This window comes from Senegalia massiliensis, from assembly GCF_900626135.1.
GTDB classification, from domain to species: Bacteria; Bacillota; Clostridia; order Tissierellales; family SIT17; genus Anaeromonas; species Anaeromonas massiliensis.
Genome location: NZ_LR130785.1, coordinates 1,508,426 through 1,525,680 on the forward strand (window position 1 = coordinate 1,508,426; position 17,255 = coordinate 1,525,680).

The window sequence follows — 17,255 nt, forward strand, 5'->3', positions numbered from 1 at the left end:
AATAATATAATTAAACAAACATTATTTCAAGGAGGAATTATAATGAAAAAAGTTATAGGTGTTATATCATTAGTATTGTTTTTATTTATTATGCTCCAATCATGTGTTGCAGGAGTAAGTAATGCAATGGAAGGTCAGGGAGAGATAAGTGGTAGTGCAGGATTTTTCTTAGCAATCTTTATGTTAATAGGAGAAATACTAGTATTAATTTCAAAAGATAAAAAAGGAGTATTAATAACAGCAATAGTATTTTATATAATAGGAGGTTTACTTGGAATAACAAATATAGGTTCATACTCAGATCTTGCAATATGGTTAGTACTTAGTCTTATATTCGGTGGATTGTTGATATTTCATTATTTTAGGAATAAGGATATTTATGGGAAAAGTAAAAAAGAAGTAGATGTTGAATAGGATATATTTTGGAATGATATAAAAAATAAAAATTAATGAAGGGATTTAGGAAATTGTGTGAATTATATAATATAAGATCAATAGAGATAGTAAATAGCAAATTAAATGCTAATTACTATCTCTATTTTAAAATTAGGAGGAAGATATAATAGGTATATTTAATTTCTTAAAGAAAAAAACTAAAAAAACAAAAGATATAATATCTACTAAATTAAATAGAAAGAATAACAAAAATGAAATAGTATTTTCACAGGACAAAAATTGATAATGACAAAAGATGAATATAATGAAATGGTTGATATAAGAGACGAAAGGATATTTAGAAGTTGGGTAAATAAGATGATATCTTATGAAGATATTAATATAAAAGAATTAGACAATATTATAAAATCAAAAGGATTAACTATTGAAGAAGGTCTAATAGAAATAATAAGGGATAAATCAGAAAGAAATTATAAAAACTATAATATGGGATTATATCGCAACAGCTTAATGCATATAGGAGATATTTATAATAGAATGAAGGATAACAAACAACCATTAATTAAATACTTACAAGTTTGTTATTATGATATTAGAGGATGTATGAATGGAACAAAAGAATTCAATAAAGATCTTAAATTTTTAGCACTTTATATTATAAAATCTATTAGAAAATTAATAGATGAATTAAATATAAACAATGATGATTAAAATTATTATATGTAAATTCAATAAAAAATCTTAAAGATAATTGAAAAGAAAAATATATTTAAAATACTTGGAATGAATTATTAGAAGAATTGAATGATTAGAAAAGCATAAATTTATTATTCATCTCTCCAGCTCATACCCGATGTTGAGATTCCCTTTATATAAATGATATAATGTTTAATAAACTGTTTTTTAAAGGGGAGTATGATAAATGTTAAAATACTCATCAAGTATGGTTTCTAAACCTTTTTTATATTTAGAAATGAAAAAAGCTGCATTACTTAAATTAGAAGGTTTAAATGATGAAGAAATAAGAAAAAAATCAATAGATGAAAATATATTTTTGACTAAAAGTGAAAGAAGGAATACAGAATATTAATGTCCGACAAAAAAGTGTCTTAAAAAGGGTTGAAAATCCAATTATTTGAAACTGTAGAAGTTAAAGCTGAAGATGATTGGGTTTATGAACTTACTGACCTATAAGCCTATGAAACAACTATTTCTGGATTTAACATTGTAAATCTACGTGTAGCTGAGACAGAAGTATCAGGTACAAAGATTTGGAAAGATCAAGATGAGTCTGCTCGTCCAAGTTCAATTACAGTTAAGTTACTTCAAAATGGCAAGGAAATTGATAGTAAGGAAGTTAGTGCCGAGGATAATTGGAAGTATGAATTTGAAGGCTTAAATAAGTACGATGAAAATGGTCTACAGTATAACTATACTATTGATGAAGTAAAGGTACCACCTGGATGTAAAAAATCTATATCAGACGATGGACTAACAATTACAAATACCTATATGTCACAAGTAGATTCATCACAAGATTCTAATCCAGAAGATCCAAAGGATTCAAATGAATCAACTCCATAAACAGGAGACGAAACTCCTATAATGACCTTTATAATCTTATTTATCCTTTTTCTATTTACTATAATAGGCTTAAATATAACTTGGTATGATATAATTATATGCAAAACTAAAATCTACTAAAGATTAATGAAATGAGTTTTTTAAAATTAACTTAATAAATGGAGGAATTCAATGAAAAATGAAAAGAAGAGAGAAATAGAAGCACGAAAAAAATTAGCAAAGAAGTTAAAAAAAGCAGAAAAAGAAGCAAGGCGAAAAGCTATAAAAAACCGTAAACCCTTTAAAGGCTTACAAATTCGCCCAACAGTATCCTTGTTTGATGAATCAAAAAAACAGGAGCCAGGAGAAGACAATTGGGAAGGTTATGGGTTTGATATTCATCCCCAAGTAACTATTTTTTCTGTAATAATTTTAGCTATTTTTATTTCATTAACCCTTATATTCCCAGGTAGGGCTGAAAATATCTTTAATACTGCATTAAATGGAATTACTAGAAATGCAGGATGGTTTTTGACTTTAGCGGCAAATGTTTTTGTAATTGCAGCAATAATTTTTGCATTTGGAAAATATGGAAATTTAAAAATTGGTGGAGCAGAAGCCCAACCTGAATTTACTAAATTTGGTTGGTATGCAATGCTTCTAAGTGCAGGTATGGGAATTGGATTATTATTTTGGAGTGTTGCAGAGCCAATATCACATTTAAATAATCCATCACCACTTTTTGGAGACCTACCAACCAATAGTCCGCAAGCTGTACAATCGGCAATGGCTACTACATTTTTTCACTGGGGAATACATCCCTGGGCTATTTATTCTTTAGTAGGTCTAGCACTGGCATTTTTTGCATATAATAGGGGTTTACCACTTACAATACGCTCGGTTTTTTATCCGATAATTGGAAATAAAATTTATGGATTTTGGGGTAATTTAATTGATATATTATCCGTATTAGCAACATTAACAGGATTAGCAACATCACTCGGTTTAGGTGTATCACAAGTTAATGCAGGTTTAAACCACTTATTTGGCACTTCAATTAGTATACCTATTCAAGTTGGATTAATAATTGGGATTACAGCTTTAGCTACAATATCAGTTGTTTTAGGACTTGATGGGGGAGTTAAAAGACTTAGTGAAATTAATATGATCCTTGCTGGAGTGTTTTTAATCTTTATTTTATTTGTTGGACCAACAGTATATATATTGAGCGGATTTACACAAAATATGGGTTATTTCATATCTAACTTTGTAGAAATGAGTTTATGGACAGAAACCTTTGGGGATAGTAATTGGCAAGGAGCATGGACAATATTTTATTGGGCTTGGTGGATTTCATGGTCTCCATTTGTAGGTATGTTTATAGCTAGAATATCAAAGGGAAGAACTGTAAAAGAATTTATTTTAGGAGTTATGTTGTTTCCATCACTCCTATCTTTCTTTTGGATGTCAGTTTTTGGGGGAACAGCCATATTCCAAGAAATAAATGGACTTTCAAATATTGCATCAATAATGGGTACAGATACTTCACTTGCACTTTTTGCTATGGTAGATTCACTACCACTTAGCAGTATTTTATCAGTAGTAGGTATTATTCTTGTGACAGTTTTCTTTGTTACATCCTCTGATTCAGGTTCACTTGTTGTAGACCATTTGACATCAGGAGGAAAACTAGATTCACCTGTACCTCAAAGAGTATTTTGGGCAGTAATGGAAGGAGTGGTCGCTGCTACACTACTTATTGGTGGTGGATTAACAGCCTTACAAACAGCATCAATAATTACAGGATTGCCCTTTGCAATCATCCTCTTATTGATGATTTATTCTTTAAATGAAGGATTAAAACAGGAATATGAAGTAGAACAAATAGTTTATAAAAGAGTTAAAGAAGTAAGAGAAGGTCATGTTATCAATGAAGCTATCAATACAGTCGTTCATGATGAAGCACTCGTTAATAAAAATAAAGAAGATAAGTAATAATATAGGTATATAGATTAAAAGACTAACTCCTTGTTTTTAGGGGTTGGTTTTTAACAAATCTCCCCACTATTTAAGTGCCAGTTCTATAGCCAGAAATCCTGTTCGTTATCATGAAAAGTTATCCCCTTCTTTCCTTATGAAAACTTGAATAATTAGAAATCCAATAATGTACTAAAAATAGAACATACCTTATAATATAATAAAAGTATAGAAAATAGAAAGGGAGACAATATTGGATTATAAATTAGAGGCAAGGAATGGGAAAATAAATTTATTATCATCAAAAACTGGAATGTATGTAATGGAAGATGCAAGTATTTATCAAGTAAAAATTGCAGTAGCTACTGAGATGGAATATAGTACAAAGTTAGAAATTGTTAAATTGTTGATGACATTCCCTCATGGGTTTTTAACTACAAATAATGAAATCATAGTTAAGCAAAAGGCTGTAGATGAGTATGAGGCATGGTATAAAGAAATCTATAAACTAATTGCTTTCTTAGATGAATATTACGCACTTATTGATAAAAAAATTCAAGAAATATTCTCTTAAAAAACAGGAGTTTAATTTGAAATACAAGCTTTGATTTAGATAGGATTACCAAGGGAAGGACTTTTCATTCCTTGGCAGAAAATTAATTTTTTTAAATAAAAGTACCAAAAGTATGAAAATACTGTCCTTACAAATCATCTTCTCATTTGAAATAAGATCTTATTTCAAATGAGAAGATAGTTATTTATTCCAATGTTTAAGCATTACATCTACAGACCTTTGCATTTTCTTTAAAAGAAGGAGCACCAAATTTTCTGTATTATAGGAGTTATTAGGCTTGATTTTATCATTAAAAATAGTAGTTAATAGAGATATAGCAAAAGTTTTAGGACTAAATGAAACTATAGTTCTTCAGCAAATCAATTATTGGTTAGAAGTTAACACAAGGAAAAATCATAATTTTAGAGACGGAAAATATTGGACATACAATACTATAGAAGAATGGAAAGAAGAATTTCCATTTTGGAGTAAAGAAACAGTAAAAAGGATATTCAAAAAACTAAGAGAAATGAAATTACTTTTAATAGGAAACTATAATACTATGAAAATGGACAGAACCCTTTGGTATACAATTAACTATGAAGAGCTTAAAAAATTATTACCTCATGCAAAAGAACAAAATTACCTCACCAATACCAGAGATTTCTACAAAGAATTTTACCAAAAATATAAGTAAGTCTATCAGTCAATCTAATACTGTAGTAATAGATAAAAAGAAGAAAGACAAATTGATAGAAATAATAATTCTAATAATTTTAAAAAGATAATATCTAATTGCTATATAGATGCTTTAGATGAAACATAATCAATATTAAAAAAATTTAAAAAAATTAGATTATTCCACATTAGAATATGCCATTAATAAATTTAAAACAATAAGTAAAAATATAAAGATAAAAAAACACTATTAGCTATTTAAGGACATGTATTTACAATTCAATAAATGAAAAGAAAATAGAAATATATGCAAGACTTAGATATGAGGGGCTGATTTGATATTATTTTAATTTATGATATAATACAGTTATACTAATGAAAGGTAAGGTGAAGCGATGTTTATTTAATCCTATTTATGAGACAGAGTAATTTAATACACTTTGTAGTGTATAGAAAATTAACTGTATTTCTAGGTGGGATTAGTATGTGCATATAGCTATCATCTTTTTTTGTTGTCTAAAATTAGATGAAAAGGCTTTATTTTACTGCGGATATATCCTCTCTAGAAATCAAAGGGAGGTTTTTTTATGCTTATATTAGAAGGAAAAAATATAAAGAAATATTATGGAGAAAGAAAAATACTAGATATAAAAAACATTAGAATATATGAAGGGGATATGATAGGTATAGTAGGAGTAAATGGCTCTGGTAAGACTACTTTAATGAATATACTATCTACCAAAGATTTTCCAGATAGTGGAGAAGTAGATATTAGGGGTAAGATAAGTTATATAACTCAATTAGGAACTCCAGAAGATAAAGACATGGACTATAAGTTAAAGGGTGAGTTTAAAGTAGACTATGATAATAGAGATACCTTAAGTGGAGGAGAGAAAACAAGGCTTAAATTGGCTGAGGGATTAAGTGTGAATCCAGATCTATTACTATTAGATGAACCTACATCCAATTTAGATATAGATGGGATAGATCTACTAACACAGAAACTCAAAAACTTTTATGGAGCAATCTTAATAATATCCCATGATAGAACTCTACTTGATAATGTAGTAGATAAGATAATTGAAGTAGAAGATGGAGAAATTAAGGAGTATAGTGGAAATTATTCATCATATAAGGAGCAAAAAGAATCTATAAGAGAAAGACAAGAGTTTGAATATGAAGAATATATTAAAGAAAAGGGAAGATTAACTCAAACAATTTATGAAAGACAAGGTCATGCCAAAGGTATGAAGAAGGCTCCTACAAGGATGGGTAACTCTGAAGCAAGACTTCATAAGTCAAGTACTCGTCAAATTCAAGGGAAGATTCATAATACTATAAATGCTTTGGAAACCAGGATAGAAAAATTAGATAAAAAGGAAAAGCCTAAGGAAATACAGCAGGTAAAAATAGATATGCCTTCAGTGACCAATCTGAGAAACAAGTTATTAATAGATGGAGATAAAATATCTAAATCCTTTGGAGATAAGATTCTTTTTAGAAATTCTGAATTAAAGATATTTAATGGAGATAAAGCTGTATTATTAGGAGATAATGGTACAGGAAAAACTACTCTAATAGAGATGATATTAGAGAAGGATGACAGCATAAATACATGTAAAAACCTTAAGATAGGATACTTTTCTCAGAAATTAGATATATTAAGGGAGAATAAAACTATTCTAGAAAATGTAATGGAGGATAGTATTCAGAACGAGACTATTGTAAGATCACTTTTATCTAGATTATTATTTAAGAGAGAAGATATAAAGAAAAATGTTGAAGTATTAAGCGGAGGAGAAAGAGTAAAGGTAGCCTTTGCAAAGATTTTCTTATCAGATGTAAACTTTATTATATTAGATGAGCCTACTAACTACCTAGATATACCATCTATAGAAGCACTTGAAGATGTCTTATTAGATTATGAAGGCAGCCTTCTTTTGGTAACTCATGATAAGACTTTTATAGAAAAGATAGCAAATAAAATAATAACTATAGAGGATAAGAGTTTAAAAGTATTTAAAGGAAGCTATAAAGAATTTATAGAAAGAAAAGAAAGTAATATTAATTTTGGAAAAGAACAAGATGAAAAGAAACTTTTAATATTAGAAAATAGGATGTCAGAAGTAATGGGGAAATTGTCTTTAAGGCTTTCAAAAGAAGAAAAAGAAGTTCTAGATAAAGAATTTAATCAGTTAGTAAAAGATATAAATAAACTTAAAGGGAATTATTAGTGACTTGTTATCATTAAAGTTAAAATAAATTAACAATAACATATGAATAATATATACCTCCTTAGGGTAATTCTATATTAATGAAAAGAATTATCAAATAATAGGAGGTATATTAATGAATTTTTATGATGCTATGAAAGAGAGAAGAAGTATATATAATATAAGTGATTCTTCTCCTGTTTCAGATGAAAAAATAAAAGAAATAATTGAAGAAAGTGTAAAGTATACACCAACTGCTTTTAATTCACAAAGTGGTAGAGTAATATTACTTTTAAATGATAAGCACAAGAGACTTTGGGATATAACAGAGGATGCTCTAAGAAAAGTTGTACCAGAAGGACAATTTGAACCTACTGAACAAAAAATAGAATCTTTTAGAAAGGGTTATGGAACTATTTTATTTTTTGAAGATCAAGATACAGTTGAATCTCTTAAAGAACAATTTCCATTATATAAAGAAAGTTTTCCAATATATTCACTAGAATCATCAGGAATGCTCCAATATAATATTTGGACTGGACTTGCTATTAATGGATTAGGTGCTTCTTTACAACATTATACTGAACTTATAGAAGAAGATGTTAAATCAGAGTGGAATATAGATAAATCATGGAAGCTATTAGCTCAAATGCCTTTTGGTAAAAAAGAAGAAGAGGCAGGAGGAAAAGAATTTTTACCTTTAGAGAAGAGAATTAAAATATTAGATTAATATAATTTATTAATATTTATGATATAATTCTATATATATAATATGCATATTATATATATAGAATTATATATTTTTAAGGGGGAATTATATAAAATGAAAGTATCTTTAATTAAAGAAGTAGAAATTTCTAAATATGATGGTTTGATGATTCCAATGTATGAGGATGAATTAGTATTAGATGGAATCAATATACCACTAGATATGTTAAAAGAATCAAAACGTTTTGAAGGAAAAGATGGTAAAAATTATAAGATGACAATTTCACAAGAAGACAAATTAATAGAAGTTGTTCTTGTAGGTTTAGGAAAAAAGGATGATATTAAATACAGAAAATTATTAAATACATTAGCCAATGGTTTTCGAAAACTAGATAAAGAAAATATTAAAAATATGGCTTTAATTTTTAAGGATGAAAATTCAGAAAAGAATGAAATTAATGTAAAAGCAGCAGTAGAGTCTATTATGATGGCAAATTATAAGTTTGATGATTATAAGACTGATAAAAAGGATAAAAATGAAATTTCATTAGATATATTAGTAAATAATCCAGATAACTATGAAGCAATTAAAAACGAAGCTATGATTCTTGCAAGTTCAAATATAATAGCAAGAAATTTAGTGAATCAACCTGCTAATGTAATGAATCCTATAAAACTTTCTGAAGAGGTAAAAGAGTTAGGAAAGGAAAAAGGATTTGAAGTTGAAATTTTAGGATTAAATGAAATCAAAGAATTAGGTATGGAAGCTTATTTATCTGTAGCTAAAGCTTCTTCTATAGAGCCAAAGTTTATTATTATGCGTTATAAAGGTGATAGTGAAAGTGAAGAAACTTTAGGATATGTTGGTAAAGGATTAACTTATGATTCAGGTGGTCTTTCAATTAAATCTACTTCAGGTATGGTAACTATGAAAAGTGATATGGGAGGAGCTTCTGCAGTTATTGGATCTATGTGTGCAATTTCAGAAGCTAAAATTAAAAGAAATGTAGTTGCTGTTGTTGCTGCATGTGAAAATATGATTTCTGGAAATAGTTATAGACCAGGCGACATTATAAATTCTATGGGTGGAAAAACTATATTCATTGGTAATACTGATGCAGAAGGAAGATTAACCTTAATAGATGCTATGCATTATATTGTTACAAAAGAAAATGTAAATAAAGTATTAGATATAGCAACTCTTACAGGTGCAGCAATCTATTGTACTGGAGATGCAGCTTCAGTTGCTATTAGTAATAATGATGAATTCTTTAAAGATATAGATAATAGTTTTAAATTAAGTGGTGAACAAATATGGAGAATGCCAATATTTGATGAATACAAGGAACTTATAAAACATGAAGAAGCTGATTTAACTAATACAGCAGGAAATCCTGGTACTATAACTGCAGGATTATTTGTAGGTGAATTTAATGGCGATTTACCATGGGTTCATATAGACATAGCAGGTACTGCATTTGCTAAAAAACAATCTGGTGTTATATCTAAAGGTGGAACAGGTATAGCAGTAAGACCACTTTATTATTTAGCAAAAAATTAAACTAAAGAATAAAAATAATAGATTAGGCCAAAATAATAAAAGGTACAATAAATTTTAAACTATATAAGGAGGACGATTTAAACATATGGAATCCAAAAATAAATTAAATCAAGTACCTTTGGCAGATCTTAAAGAAGATGAATTAACTAAATTAAAAGATTTAGAAAAAAATCTTCAAGAAAAATATTACTTGATAGCTTTTGAAAAGTAATAACAAAATCCACTACAAAAAATGTAGTGGATTTTGTTATTATATTATATAATTATATTAATATGATTTAAGGGGGCATTTTCTTTGAATGATTTTTTTGGTATGATTATATCTTTTGTATTTGTATTTATGATACTTATTGTAGCAGAGATCTTAAATAGATATACAAATATAAGTGAAGAATTTAATAGGAAATTTGTGCATATTGGAGTATCAAACTGGTGGATTATTTCTATGATGATTATTGATAATAAGTTTTATGCCTTAATTCCACCTTTTATTTTTATGATACTTAATTATATTTCTTATAAAAAAAGTATTTTTAAAAGTATGAAAAGAGATGAAAAAGAAAGTCTTGGCATAGTATATTTTCCAATATCATTATTTATTTTAGTTTTTATTTTTTGGAATTTAAATATTTATATTGGTGCTATAGGTATTTTAATAATGGGATATGGAGATGGACTAGCTGCTCTATTTGGAATCAAATTTGGTCTTAACACTTTTCATATAGGTAGTAATAAAAAGTCGTTTATAGGAACTTTCACAATGTTCATGGCTTCATTTATTGTATCTATTATATTTTTATCTATTGTTCAATCTTTTGGGACAAGTACTATTTTTATTTCATTTATTATAGCAATTGTTGCTACTATTTTAGAACTTATAACTCCTTTTGGACTTGATAATATTACTGTGCCAATATTTAGTTCCATATTAGCATATTTTTTAATTAGTATGAACAATGATTTTTATTTTTATATAAATAGAATATTAATTGGATTTATATTTAGTGGTTCAATTGGATTTTTAGCATATAAAAAAAGGTCATTAACTATATCCGGTGTAATTGGTGCAATAATATTAGGTACTACTATATTTGTAACTACAGGGTTTTTTGGTGCATCTATTATGATTTTATTTTTTATATCATCTAGTTTTCTAAGTCATTTCAAGAAAAAAGATAAAACTTTAGTTGCTACTCAATTTGATAAAACTGGAGATAGAGATATATTTCAAGTCTTTGCAAATGGTGGGGTAGGATTAATTTATAGTATTTTATATTTTTTTACTAAGGAAATTATATTTATATATATGTTTATAGTAGCATTTGCTGCAGCTAATGCAGATACATGGTCTACTGAACTAGGTATATTAGATAAAAATAAGCCTATATCACTTAGGAATTTTAAAAAGGTATCTAAGGGTACTTCAGGGGCTGTATCTGTTTTAGGAACCGTTTCTGGTCTTTTGGGAGCTTTTTTAATAGCGATTTATGGATATAGTTATATTTATTTGTTTTCAGATATAAAACATAATATATTATTGCTCTTTATACTTACTATTTCAGGATTTTTAGGTACTATTATAGATTCTTTATTAGGGGCTTCTATACAAGCTATATATTTAGATGAATATGGTAATGAAACAGAAAAGAAGTTTATTGATAAAAATATTAGAAAATTAGCAAGAGGATTTAAATTTATAAATAATGATTTTATTAATATAACAAGTATTCTTTTAGCTACTTTATTTGTTTTAGTATTAATATAAAAATGCAAATACCAATTTGGTATTTGCATTTTTTAATATCCTTTATTAATATTTACTTTGTTTTTAAGTCCTTCATTATTTTTAAATCTTTTTAAATTTTCATATATAGTTTCAAATCTTCTTGTACCTTTGTTTTCTGATATCCAAGAGTTATGTGGGGTTATTATAACATTATTTAAATCCCAAAGTTTGCTGTCTTTATCTAATGGTTCAGTTTCTACTACATCTAATGCAGCTTTTCTTATTTTATTTGTTTGTAGAGCATCTATTAAATCTTTTTCATTTACAATACTACCACGAGCTACATTTATGAAATAAGCTCCATCTTTCATAGCATTAAATCTATCTTTATTTATCATATGATGAGTTTTATCTGTATATGGTATTGCTACAACAACTATATCAGAAATTTTTAAAAGTTCATCAATATTATCCTTAGAATATGTTTTATCAAAATATTCTACTTGTCTACCATCTGTATTCAAACCTAATGTTTCTATTTCAAACCCTTGTAATCTTTTTGCAGCTTCAACTGATATTGTTCCTGTGCCTATAAATCCTACCTTTTTACCATAAAGCTCTAAAAGTGAAGTATCTAATTTCCAATTTTTATTTTGTTGTTTTTCATAAAATTCTTTAGAGTTTTTTAACATTTCAAGTATTTTCATTACTATCCATTCACCCATAGGAATACTATATCCACCTCTGTTATTTGTAAGAATTATATTTTGTTCTCTAAGTTTATCCATTGGAACTTGATCAATTCCTACACTAGATAATTGTATCCATTTAAGATTTTTTAATTTAGAAATGTCTATTTTATCAAAAGGTTTATAGCATATCATAGCATCAATATCTAATATATCATTTGTAAGTTCTAAATCTTTTTCATTTTTAACTATGACTTCATATCCTAATTCTTTGATTTTTTCAATGTTTTCTTGTGGTTGATTATATGTAAAAAGTACTTTCAAACTTAACACCTCCAAATGTATTTATACCACTTTATATGATATTCTAACCTTTAAATGTATAATTATTTTTATATAAAACAAATTATTACAAAAAGAGCTAAAACTATATAAAACTAGTCAAATTTCATTGAAGGAATTTTAAAAGGATATATAGAATTAGAAAGAATAGAAACAAAATAGGAGGGAAGAGTGTGAATATAAATTTTAGTAACAAGAAAAACACATTATTTGTAGATGTAAATGGTGAACTTGATCATCACAATGCAAAAAAAGTAAGAGAAAAGATAGATGCTTTATTTAGTCAAGTTGGATATAAGAATATATCAATCAATTTGAAAGGTCTAAATTTTATGGATAGTTCAGGTATAGGACTAATTATGGGAAGATATAAATTAGTAAACGAACTTGGTGGAAAATTATTTCTTACTAATGTTAATCCTAGGGTAAATAAAATACTTGAAATGTCAGGAATATATAAGTTAGTTGAAGTATACGAGACTGAAGAAAAAGTTTTAGAACATTTATAAGGGAGTGTGAAAAATGAAAGATAATACCATGAAATTAGAAATACCTAGTAAATCACAAAATGAAGCATTTGCAAGAGTAGTTGTAGCTTCTTTTGCTGCACAATTGGATCCTACAATTGAAGAACTTGCAGATATAAAAACTGCTGTATCTGAAGCTGTAACTAATTCAATAATTCATGGATATGAAGATAAAATAGGTAAAATTTTAATAGAATGTAGTATAGAGGGACAATTACTTGAAATAATAATTCAAGATTTTGGTGTAGGAATACCAAATGTAGAAGAAGCTAGAGTACCTTTTTATACATCTAGACCAGAACTTGAAAGATCAGGTATGGGATTTACTGTTATGGAAACTTTCATGAATGGATTAGAAGTTTATTCTGAAGAAAATAAAGGAACAAAAATCAGAATGGTTAAAGAGTTCAAAAAAATATCTTCAGAGGAGTAATTGATATGGAATTTTGTAATGCACAAAATAAAAGTCATGATCTATTAAGTCATGAAAGAACCATTGAATTAATAAATAAAGCACAAGCAGGAGATCAAGAATCTCAAGATATATTAGTAAACCATAATTTAGGACTTATAAGAAGTGTAGTTAAAAAATTCATTAATAGAGGTTATGATTCTGAAGATATATTTCAATTAGGTTCTATTGGCCTTATAAAAGCAATACAAAAATTTGACGATAGTTACAATGTGAAATTTTCTACATATGCTGTACCTATGATAATAGGGGAAATAAGAAGATTTCTACGAGATGATGGAATTATAAAGGTGAGTAGATCTTTAAAACAAACTGCCAATAAAGCAAAACAAGCAAAAGAAGCTTTGACAAAAAAATTAGGTAGAGAACCTACTATTCAAGAAATTTCTGATGAAATAAAGGTTGATAAAGAAGACATTATCATGGCTTTAGAATCAAGTTATTCTCCAGATTATTTATATGATGTAGTTCATCAAAATGATGGTTCTCCAATTCATCTTATTGATAAAATTGAAGATGAAGATACAGGAGATTATGATATGGTTGATAAAATAACATTAAAAGAATTAATCGTAAATTTGAAACCACGAGAACGGCAGATAATTATAATGAGATATTTTAAAGATGAAACTCAAATAGAAATTGCAAAAAAACTAGGAATTTCTCAAGTGCAAGTTTCAAGAATTGAAAAGAAAATATTAAGTAGTTTAAAAGATGATTTAATGAAGGCATAATTATGCCTTCATTTTTTGTATTAAAAAAGATCAATTGCAAATAATATTAAAAAATGGAGTTGAACATATGAAAAAGATATATATTCGATTTTTAATATTAATAGTAGTTTTAATAATTCTTGGAATAGCAGTGTTATATTCAAATGATGATTCTATAAATGAAAAACCTAGTGGGTCAACATTAGTATTAAATATTAAAGGTGATAATATATGAACTTAGAGTTATTTTTACAAGTTGAACCAAAAGTTACGATTAAACCAAATACACAAATAAAAATTAAACATATTGCTTCAGTTTTTTGTAAGGATAGTAAATTAGAACAAGAAATTAAAGAATTAATAATTGCTGAAACCAATGATTTTGATAATAATAAGGTGATTTCAGTATTATCAATAATAAAAAACATAAAAAATATCAATAATAATATTAATATAGTAATTCATGGCTCACCTGAAATATTGATACACATAAAAGATTATAAAAAAGAAAATAATTTATATAAATTTTTAAAAGTTTTTACTGTGTCTATATTATTATTTTTTGGAGCTTCAATTGCAATAATAAACTTTCATGATGATGTAAATATGGAAGAAAGTTTATCAACTATAAATTACATTGTTACTGGAGTAGAAAAACAAAATCCTTTAATATTAACAATACCTTATTCATTAGGACTTGGTGTTGGAATGGTGGCATTTTTTCAGAGAGTTTTTAAAAAGAAAAAGAAAAATGAACCAAGTCCATTGCAACTAGAAATGCATAGTTATGAGAAAAATATTGATGATTATATTTTAGATGTTACAAAACATAATTCAGATTAGTGGGTGATTAGATGTTCAAATCAATTTTTCTTGTAATATTAGGATTTGCAGGTGGTGTTGGTGTAGGTACTGCTATTGCATCATTTTTAACACTTTTAGATTTAATACCAAGGCTTGCGCAAATATCAGATTCCAATGGACAATTATATATTTATCAGAGAGTAATTGTAATCTCAGTTATTTTAACAACTTTAATAGAATTTTTTCAGATATCTTTATATGGAAATATGCTATTTTTAATTCCTATAGGAATATTCACAGGTGCTTTTATAGGATTAATTGCTTCAGCACTAGCAGAAGTACTAAATGTAATACCAGTACTTGAAAATAAATTAAAATTAAAAGAATTATTGCAAATACCAGTATTATGTATATCTCTTGGAAAAGTTATAGGTTCTCTTATTGACTGGTTAATACTCAATAATATTAGATAAATGAAAGGGTGTTTATATGAAAAATATGAACAGTGAAGAATATAACAAATATGTAGAAAATAAAGTTCCTAAACCAAGTTATTTTAAAAACTGTATAAGAGCATTTTGGGTTGGAGGACTTATATGTACATTAGGACAGGTGTTTTTAAATTATTACACATCTCTAGGATTAGATAAAAAAGAGGTAGCGTCAGCAGTTCCAATGACATTAGTTTTTTTAAGTGCTCTTTTCACTGGTATTGGACTCTATGATAGATTAGGAAGGTATGCTGGTGCTGGATCTATTGTTCCTATTACTGGATTTGCAAATTCTATTGTATCTCCAGCTATGGAATATAAAAGAGAAGGTTATGTTTTTGGAGTAGCGGCTAAAATGTTTGTAATTGCTGGACCAGTATTAGTATATGGATATGGTTCTTCAATAATTTATGGGATTATATATTATCTTGCAAATAGATAGGAGAGTATAATATGGCTATAAAAAAATTAGGAAAACAGACAATTAAATTTTTGGATCCTCCTTCAATAATATCTACAGCTTCAATAGTAGGTCCTAAAGAAGGAGAAGGTCCACTAAAAGATTATTTTGACAAAATAATTCAAGATGATTTAAATGGAATGAGTACATGGGAACAAAGTGAATCAAAATTACAAACTGATACTATAAAAGAAGCTTTAAATAAAATAAATCTGAAGGAAGATGATATTGAATATATATTTGGTGGAGATCTATTAAATCAAATTATTGCTACAGGATTTGCTGCTAGGAATACTAATATTCCTTTCTTTGGGTTGTATGGAGCATGTTCAGTAATGAGTGAATCACTTTCTTTAGGAGCAATGGCAATTGATGGTGGTTTTGCTGATAAAGTAATATGCATAGCTTCCAGTCATTTTTCAACTGCTGAAAGACAATTTAGGTTTCCTCTAGAACTTGGAAATCAAAGACCACTAACTTCTCAATGGACAGTTACAGGTGCTGGAGTAAGTGTATTATCATCAAATGGAAATGGACCTTATATAACTCATGTAACTACAGGTAGAATAGTGGATAAAGGAATAATTGATGCAAATAATATGGGGGCAGCCATGGCACCAGCAGCGACAGATACAATAACTGCTCATTTTAAAGAATCAGGATTTAGTCCTAGTGATTATGATTATATTATAACAGGAGATTTAGCAACTATTGGGTCAGAGATATTAATAGATATGTGTAAAAAAGAAGGTTTAAATATTTCTGGTAATCATACCGATTGTGGTATTTTAATATTTGACAATGAAAAACAAGATACACATTCAGGTGGTAGTGGTTGTGCTTGTTCTGGTGTAGTTTTTAATGGTTATATGTATGATCTTTTAAAACAGAAAAAAATAAATAGAATTTTATTAGTTGCAACTGGAGCAATGCATTCTCCTACAAGTGCTAATCAAGGAGAATCAATTCCTTGTATAGCCCATGCTGTAACTATTTCAAATAGTTTAGATAAGGAGGAGTAATATGGATTATATAAAGGCATTTTTAGTGGGAGGAGTAATATGTTTGATAGCTCAATTACTTATGGATGGGACAAAATTTACTCCTGCACATATATTAGTTTCATTTGTAACATCAGGGGTAATACTTACTGCTATTGGCATTTATGAACCAATAATAAAATTTGCAGGTGCAGGTGCAAGTGTTCCTTTACTTGGTTTTGGTTATTCTTTAGCTAAAGGAGCTGCGGAAGGTGTTGATAAGTCTGGAATTATTGGCATATTTTCAGGAGGAATAACAGCAACTGCAGGAGGAGTAGCTGCAGCTATATTTTTTGGATATATCATGGCAGTAATATTTAATCCTAAGACTAAAAAATAAGG

The 17,255-nt window shown here is 27.5% G+C and carries 23 protein-coding genes; 21 read left to right on the forward strand and 2 right to left on the reverse strand.

Annotation, left to right across the window (positions count from 1 at the left end; genetic code table 11):
- Positions 1 to 42 precede the first annotated feature (42 nt).
- The 4 genes from E0D94_RS07485 (at position 43) to E0D94_RS15175 (ending at position 1,980) form a co-directional block, all read left to right on the forward strand.
- Complete coding sequence (locus E0D94_RS07485; RefSeq protein WP_130806674.1) at positions 43 to 414, forward strand: hypothetical protein; 372 nt, start codon at positions 43 to 45, stop codon at positions 412 to 414.
- Positions 415 to 681: 267 nt separating this feature from the next.
- Complete coding sequence (locus tag E0D94_RS07490; RefSeq protein WP_130806676.1) at positions 682 to 1,107, forward strand: hypothetical protein; 426 nt, start codon at positions 682 to 684, stop codon at positions 1,105 to 1,107.
- 211 nt (positions 1,108 to 1,318) lie between these two features.
- Positions 1,319 to 1,486, forward strand: a complete 168-nt coding sequence (locus E0D94_RS07495) for a BrxA family protein (RefSeq protein ID WP_130806678.1) — start codon at positions 1,319 to 1,321, stop codon at positions 1,484 to 1,486.
- A 134-nt stretch (positions 1,487 to 1,620) separates the two neighbouring features.
- The gene (locus tag E0D94_RS15175) at positions 1,621 to 1,980 is read left to right on the forward strand and encodes a Cna B-type domain-containing protein (protein WP_423213401.1); all 360 of its coding nucleotides are present in this window, start codon (positions 1,621 to 1,623) and stop codon (positions 1,978 to 1,980) included.
- Here E0D94_RS15175 and E0D94_RS07505 read toward each other — a convergent pair.
- Positions 1,905 to 2,084, reverse strand: coding sequence for a hypothetical protein (locus tag E0D94_RS07505; protein ID WP_130806680.1), 180 nt, complete (start codon positions 2,082 to 2,084; stop codon positions 1,905 to 1,907). The genes E0D94_RS15175 and E0D94_RS07505 overlap by 76 nt on opposite strands.
- A 67-nt stretch (positions 2,085 to 2,151) precedes the next feature.
- Here E0D94_RS07505 and E0D94_RS07510 point away from each other — a divergent pair, with 67 nt between their 5' ends.
- From E0D94_RS07510 to E0D94_RS07540, 8 genes are all read left to right on the forward strand, one after another.
- Complete coding sequence (locus E0D94_RS07510; RefSeq protein ID WP_130806682.1) at positions 2,152 to 3,954, forward strand: BCCT family transporter; 1,803 nt, start codon at positions 2,152 to 2,154, stop codon at positions 3,952 to 3,954.
- Between the two features lie 235 nt (positions 3,955 to 4,189).
- Positions 4,190 to 4,510 carry a hypothetical protein gene (locus tag E0D94_RS07515; RefSeq protein ID WP_130806684.1) on the forward strand — a complete coding sequence of 107 codons (321 nt, stop codon included), beginning with the start codon at positions 4,190 to 4,192 and terminating at the stop codon, positions 4,508 to 4,510.
- Between the two features lie 277 nt (positions 4,511 to 4,787).
- Positions 4,788 to 5,186: a hypothetical protein gene (locus tag E0D94_RS07520; protein ID WP_130806686.1), complete on the forward strand. Its 399-nt coding sequence runs from the start codon at positions 4,788 to 4,790 to the stop codon at positions 5,184 to 5,186.
- Between the two features lie 568 nt (positions 5,187 to 5,754).
- A complete protein-coding gene (gene abc-f / locus E0D94_RS07525; protein WP_130806688.1) occupies positions 5,755 to 7,401 on the forward strand; it encodes a ribosomal protection-like ABC-F family protein in 1,647 nt (548 codons plus the stop codon).
- 115 nt (positions 7,402 to 7,516) lie between these two features.
- Entirely contained in the window at positions 7,517 to 8,110 is a 594-nt protein-coding gene (locus E0D94_RS07530; RefSeq protein WP_423213396.1) for a nitroreductase family protein, read from the forward strand.
- A 93-nt stretch (positions 8,111 to 8,203) separates the two neighbouring features.
- A complete protein-coding gene (locus E0D94_RS07535) occupies positions 8,204 to 9,649 on the forward strand; it encodes a leucyl aminopeptidase (RefSeq protein ID WP_165442903.1) in 1,446 nt (481 codons plus the stop codon).
- An 85-nt stretch (positions 9,650 to 9,734) separates the two neighbouring features.
- Entirely contained in the window at positions 9,735 to 9,860 is a 126-nt protein-coding gene (locus E0D94_RS15095; RefSeq protein ID WP_278044682.1) for a hypothetical protein, read from the forward strand.
- A gap of 84 nt (positions 9,861 to 9,944) precedes the next feature.
- Positions 9,945 to 11,414, forward strand: coding sequence for a DUF92 domain-containing protein (locus E0D94_RS07540; RefSeq protein ID WP_130806694.1), 1,470 nt, complete (start codon positions 9,945 to 9,947; stop codon positions 11,412 to 11,414).
- A gap of 32 nt (positions 11,415 to 11,446) precedes the next feature.
- Here E0D94_RS07540 and E0D94_RS07545 read toward each other — a convergent pair whose 3' ends face one another.
- Positions 11,447 to 12,397: a phosphoglycerate dehydrogenase gene (locus E0D94_RS07545; protein ID WP_341274564.1), complete on the reverse strand. Its 951-nt coding sequence runs from the start codon at positions 12,395 to 12,397 to the stop codon at positions 11,447 to 11,449.
- Between the two features lie 182 nt (positions 12,398 to 12,579).
- Here E0D94_RS07545 and spoIIAA point away from each other — a divergent pair, with 182 nt between their 5' ends.
- From spoIIAA to spoVAE, 9 genes are all read left to right on the forward strand, one after another.
- Complete coding sequence (spoIIAA, locus tag E0D94_RS07550; RefSeq protein WP_130806698.1) at positions 12,580 to 12,915, forward strand: anti-sigma F factor antagonist; 336 nt, start codon at positions 12,580 to 12,582, stop codon at positions 12,913 to 12,915.
- A 13-nt stretch (positions 12,916 to 12,928) separates the two neighbouring features.
- On the forward strand, positions 12,929 to 13,366 hold the full coding sequence (gene spoIIAB / locus E0D94_RS07555; protein ID WP_130806700.1) for an anti-sigma F factor: 438 nt from the start codon (positions 12,929 to 12,931) through the stop codon (positions 13,364 to 13,366).
- 5 nt (positions 13,367 to 13,371) lie between these two features.
- A complete protein-coding gene (sigF, locus tag E0D94_RS07560; RefSeq protein ID WP_130806702.1) occupies positions 13,372 to 14,139 on the forward strand; it encodes an RNA polymerase sporulation sigma factor SigF in 768 nt (255 codons plus the stop codon).
- A 67-nt stretch (positions 14,140 to 14,206) separates the two neighbouring features.
- A complete protein-coding gene (locus E0D94_RS14810) occupies positions 14,207 to 14,353 on the forward strand; it encodes a hypothetical protein (RefSeq protein WP_165442904.1) in 147 nt (48 codons plus the stop codon).
- Complete coding sequence (locus E0D94_RS07565) at positions 14,350 to 14,961, forward strand: stage V sporulation protein AA (RefSeq protein WP_130806704.1); 612 nt, start codon at positions 14,350 to 14,352, stop codon at positions 14,959 to 14,961. The genes E0D94_RS14810 and E0D94_RS07565 overlap by 4 nt, the downstream gene beginning before the upstream one ends.
- 11 nt (positions 14,962 to 14,972) lie before the next feature.
- Positions 14,973 to 15,395, forward strand: a complete 423-nt coding sequence (locus E0D94_RS07570) for a stage V sporulation protein AB (protein ID WP_130806706.1) — start codon at positions 14,973 to 14,975, stop codon at positions 15,393 to 15,395.
- 16 nt (positions 15,396 to 15,411) lie between these two features.
- A complete protein-coding gene (gene spoVAC, locus E0D94_RS07575; RefSeq protein ID WP_130806708.1) occupies positions 15,412 to 15,855 on the forward strand; it encodes a stage V sporulation protein AC in 444 nt (147 codons plus the stop codon).
- Positions 15,856 to 15,866: 11 nt separating this feature from the next.
- Positions 15,867 to 16,895: a stage V sporulation protein AD gene (gene spoVAD, locus E0D94_RS07580; protein ID WP_130806710.1), complete on the forward strand. Its 1,029-nt coding sequence runs from the start codon at positions 15,867 to 15,869 to the stop codon at positions 16,893 to 16,895.
- A 1-nt stretch (position 16,896) separates the two neighbouring features.
- Positions 16,897 to 17,253: a stage V sporulation protein AE gene (spoVAE, locus tag E0D94_RS07585; RefSeq protein ID WP_130806712.1), complete on the forward strand. Its 357-nt coding sequence runs from the start codon at positions 16,897 to 16,899 to the stop codon at positions 17,251 to 17,253.
- The last annotated feature ends 2 nt before the right edge of the window (positions 17,254 to 17,255 follow it).

Excerpts from the sequence above, each read along its gene's own strand:
- E0D94_RS07485 (WP_130806674.1), top strand. The coding sequence starts at position 43 with ATGAAAAAAGTTATAGGTGTTATATCATTAGTATTGTTTTTATTTATT.
- E0D94_RS07490 (WP_130806676.1), top strand. The coding sequence starts at position 682 with ATGACAAAAGATGAATATAATGAAATGGTTGATATAAGAGACGAAAGG.
- E0D94_RS07495 (WP_130806678.1), top strand. The coding sequence starts at position 1,319 with ATGTTAAAATACTCATCAAGTATGGTTTCTAAACCTTTTTTATATTTA.
- E0D94_RS07510 (WP_130806682.1), top strand. The coding sequence starts at position 2,152 with ATGAAAAATGAAAAGAAGAGAGAAATAGAAGCACGAAAAAAATTAGCA.
- abc-f (WP_130806688.1), top strand. The coding sequence starts at position 5,755 with ATGCTTATATTAGAAGGAAAAAATATAAAGAAATATTATGGAGAAAGA.
- E0D94_RS07530 (WP_423213396.1), top strand. The coding sequence starts at position 7,517 with ATGAATTTTTATGATGCTATGAAAGAGAGAAGAAGTATATATAATATA.
- E0D94_RS07535 (WP_165442903.1), top strand. The coding sequence starts at position 8,204 with ATGAAAGTATCTTTAATTAAAGAAGTAGAAATTTCTAAATATGATGGT.
- E0D94_RS15095 (WP_278044682.1), top strand. The coding sequence starts at position 9,735 with ATGGAATCCAAAAATAAATTAAATCAAGTACCTTTGGCAGATCTTAAA.
- spoIIAB (WP_130806700.1), top strand. The coding sequence starts at position 12,929 with ATGAAAGATAATACCATGAAATTAGAAATACCTAGTAAATCACAAAAT.
- sigF (WP_130806702.1), top strand. The coding sequence starts at position 13,372 with ATGGAATTTTGTAATGCACAAAATAAAAGTCATGATCTATTAAGTCAT.
- E0D94_RS14810 (WP_165442904.1), top strand. The coding sequence starts at position 14,207 with ATGAAAAAGATATATATTCGATTTTTAATATTAATAGTAGTTTTAATA.
- E0D94_RS07565 (WP_130806704.1), top strand. The coding sequence starts at position 14,350 with ATGAACTTAGAGTTATTTTTACAAGTTGAACCAAAAGTTACGATTAAA.
- E0D94_RS07570 (WP_130806706.1), top strand. The coding sequence starts at position 14,973 with ATGTTCAAATCAATTTTTCTTGTAATATTAGGATTTGCAGGTGGTGTT.
- spoVAC (WP_130806708.1), top strand. The coding sequence starts at position 15,412 with ATGAAAAATATGAACAGTGAAGAATATAACAAATATGTAGAAAATAAA.
- spoVAD (WP_130806710.1), top strand. The coding sequence starts at position 15,867 with ATGGCTATAAAAAAATTAGGAAAACAGACAATTAAATTTTTGGATCCT.
- spoVAE (WP_130806712.1), top strand. The coding sequence starts at position 16,897 with ATGGATTATATAAAGGCATTTTTAGTGGGAGGAGTAATATGTTTGATA.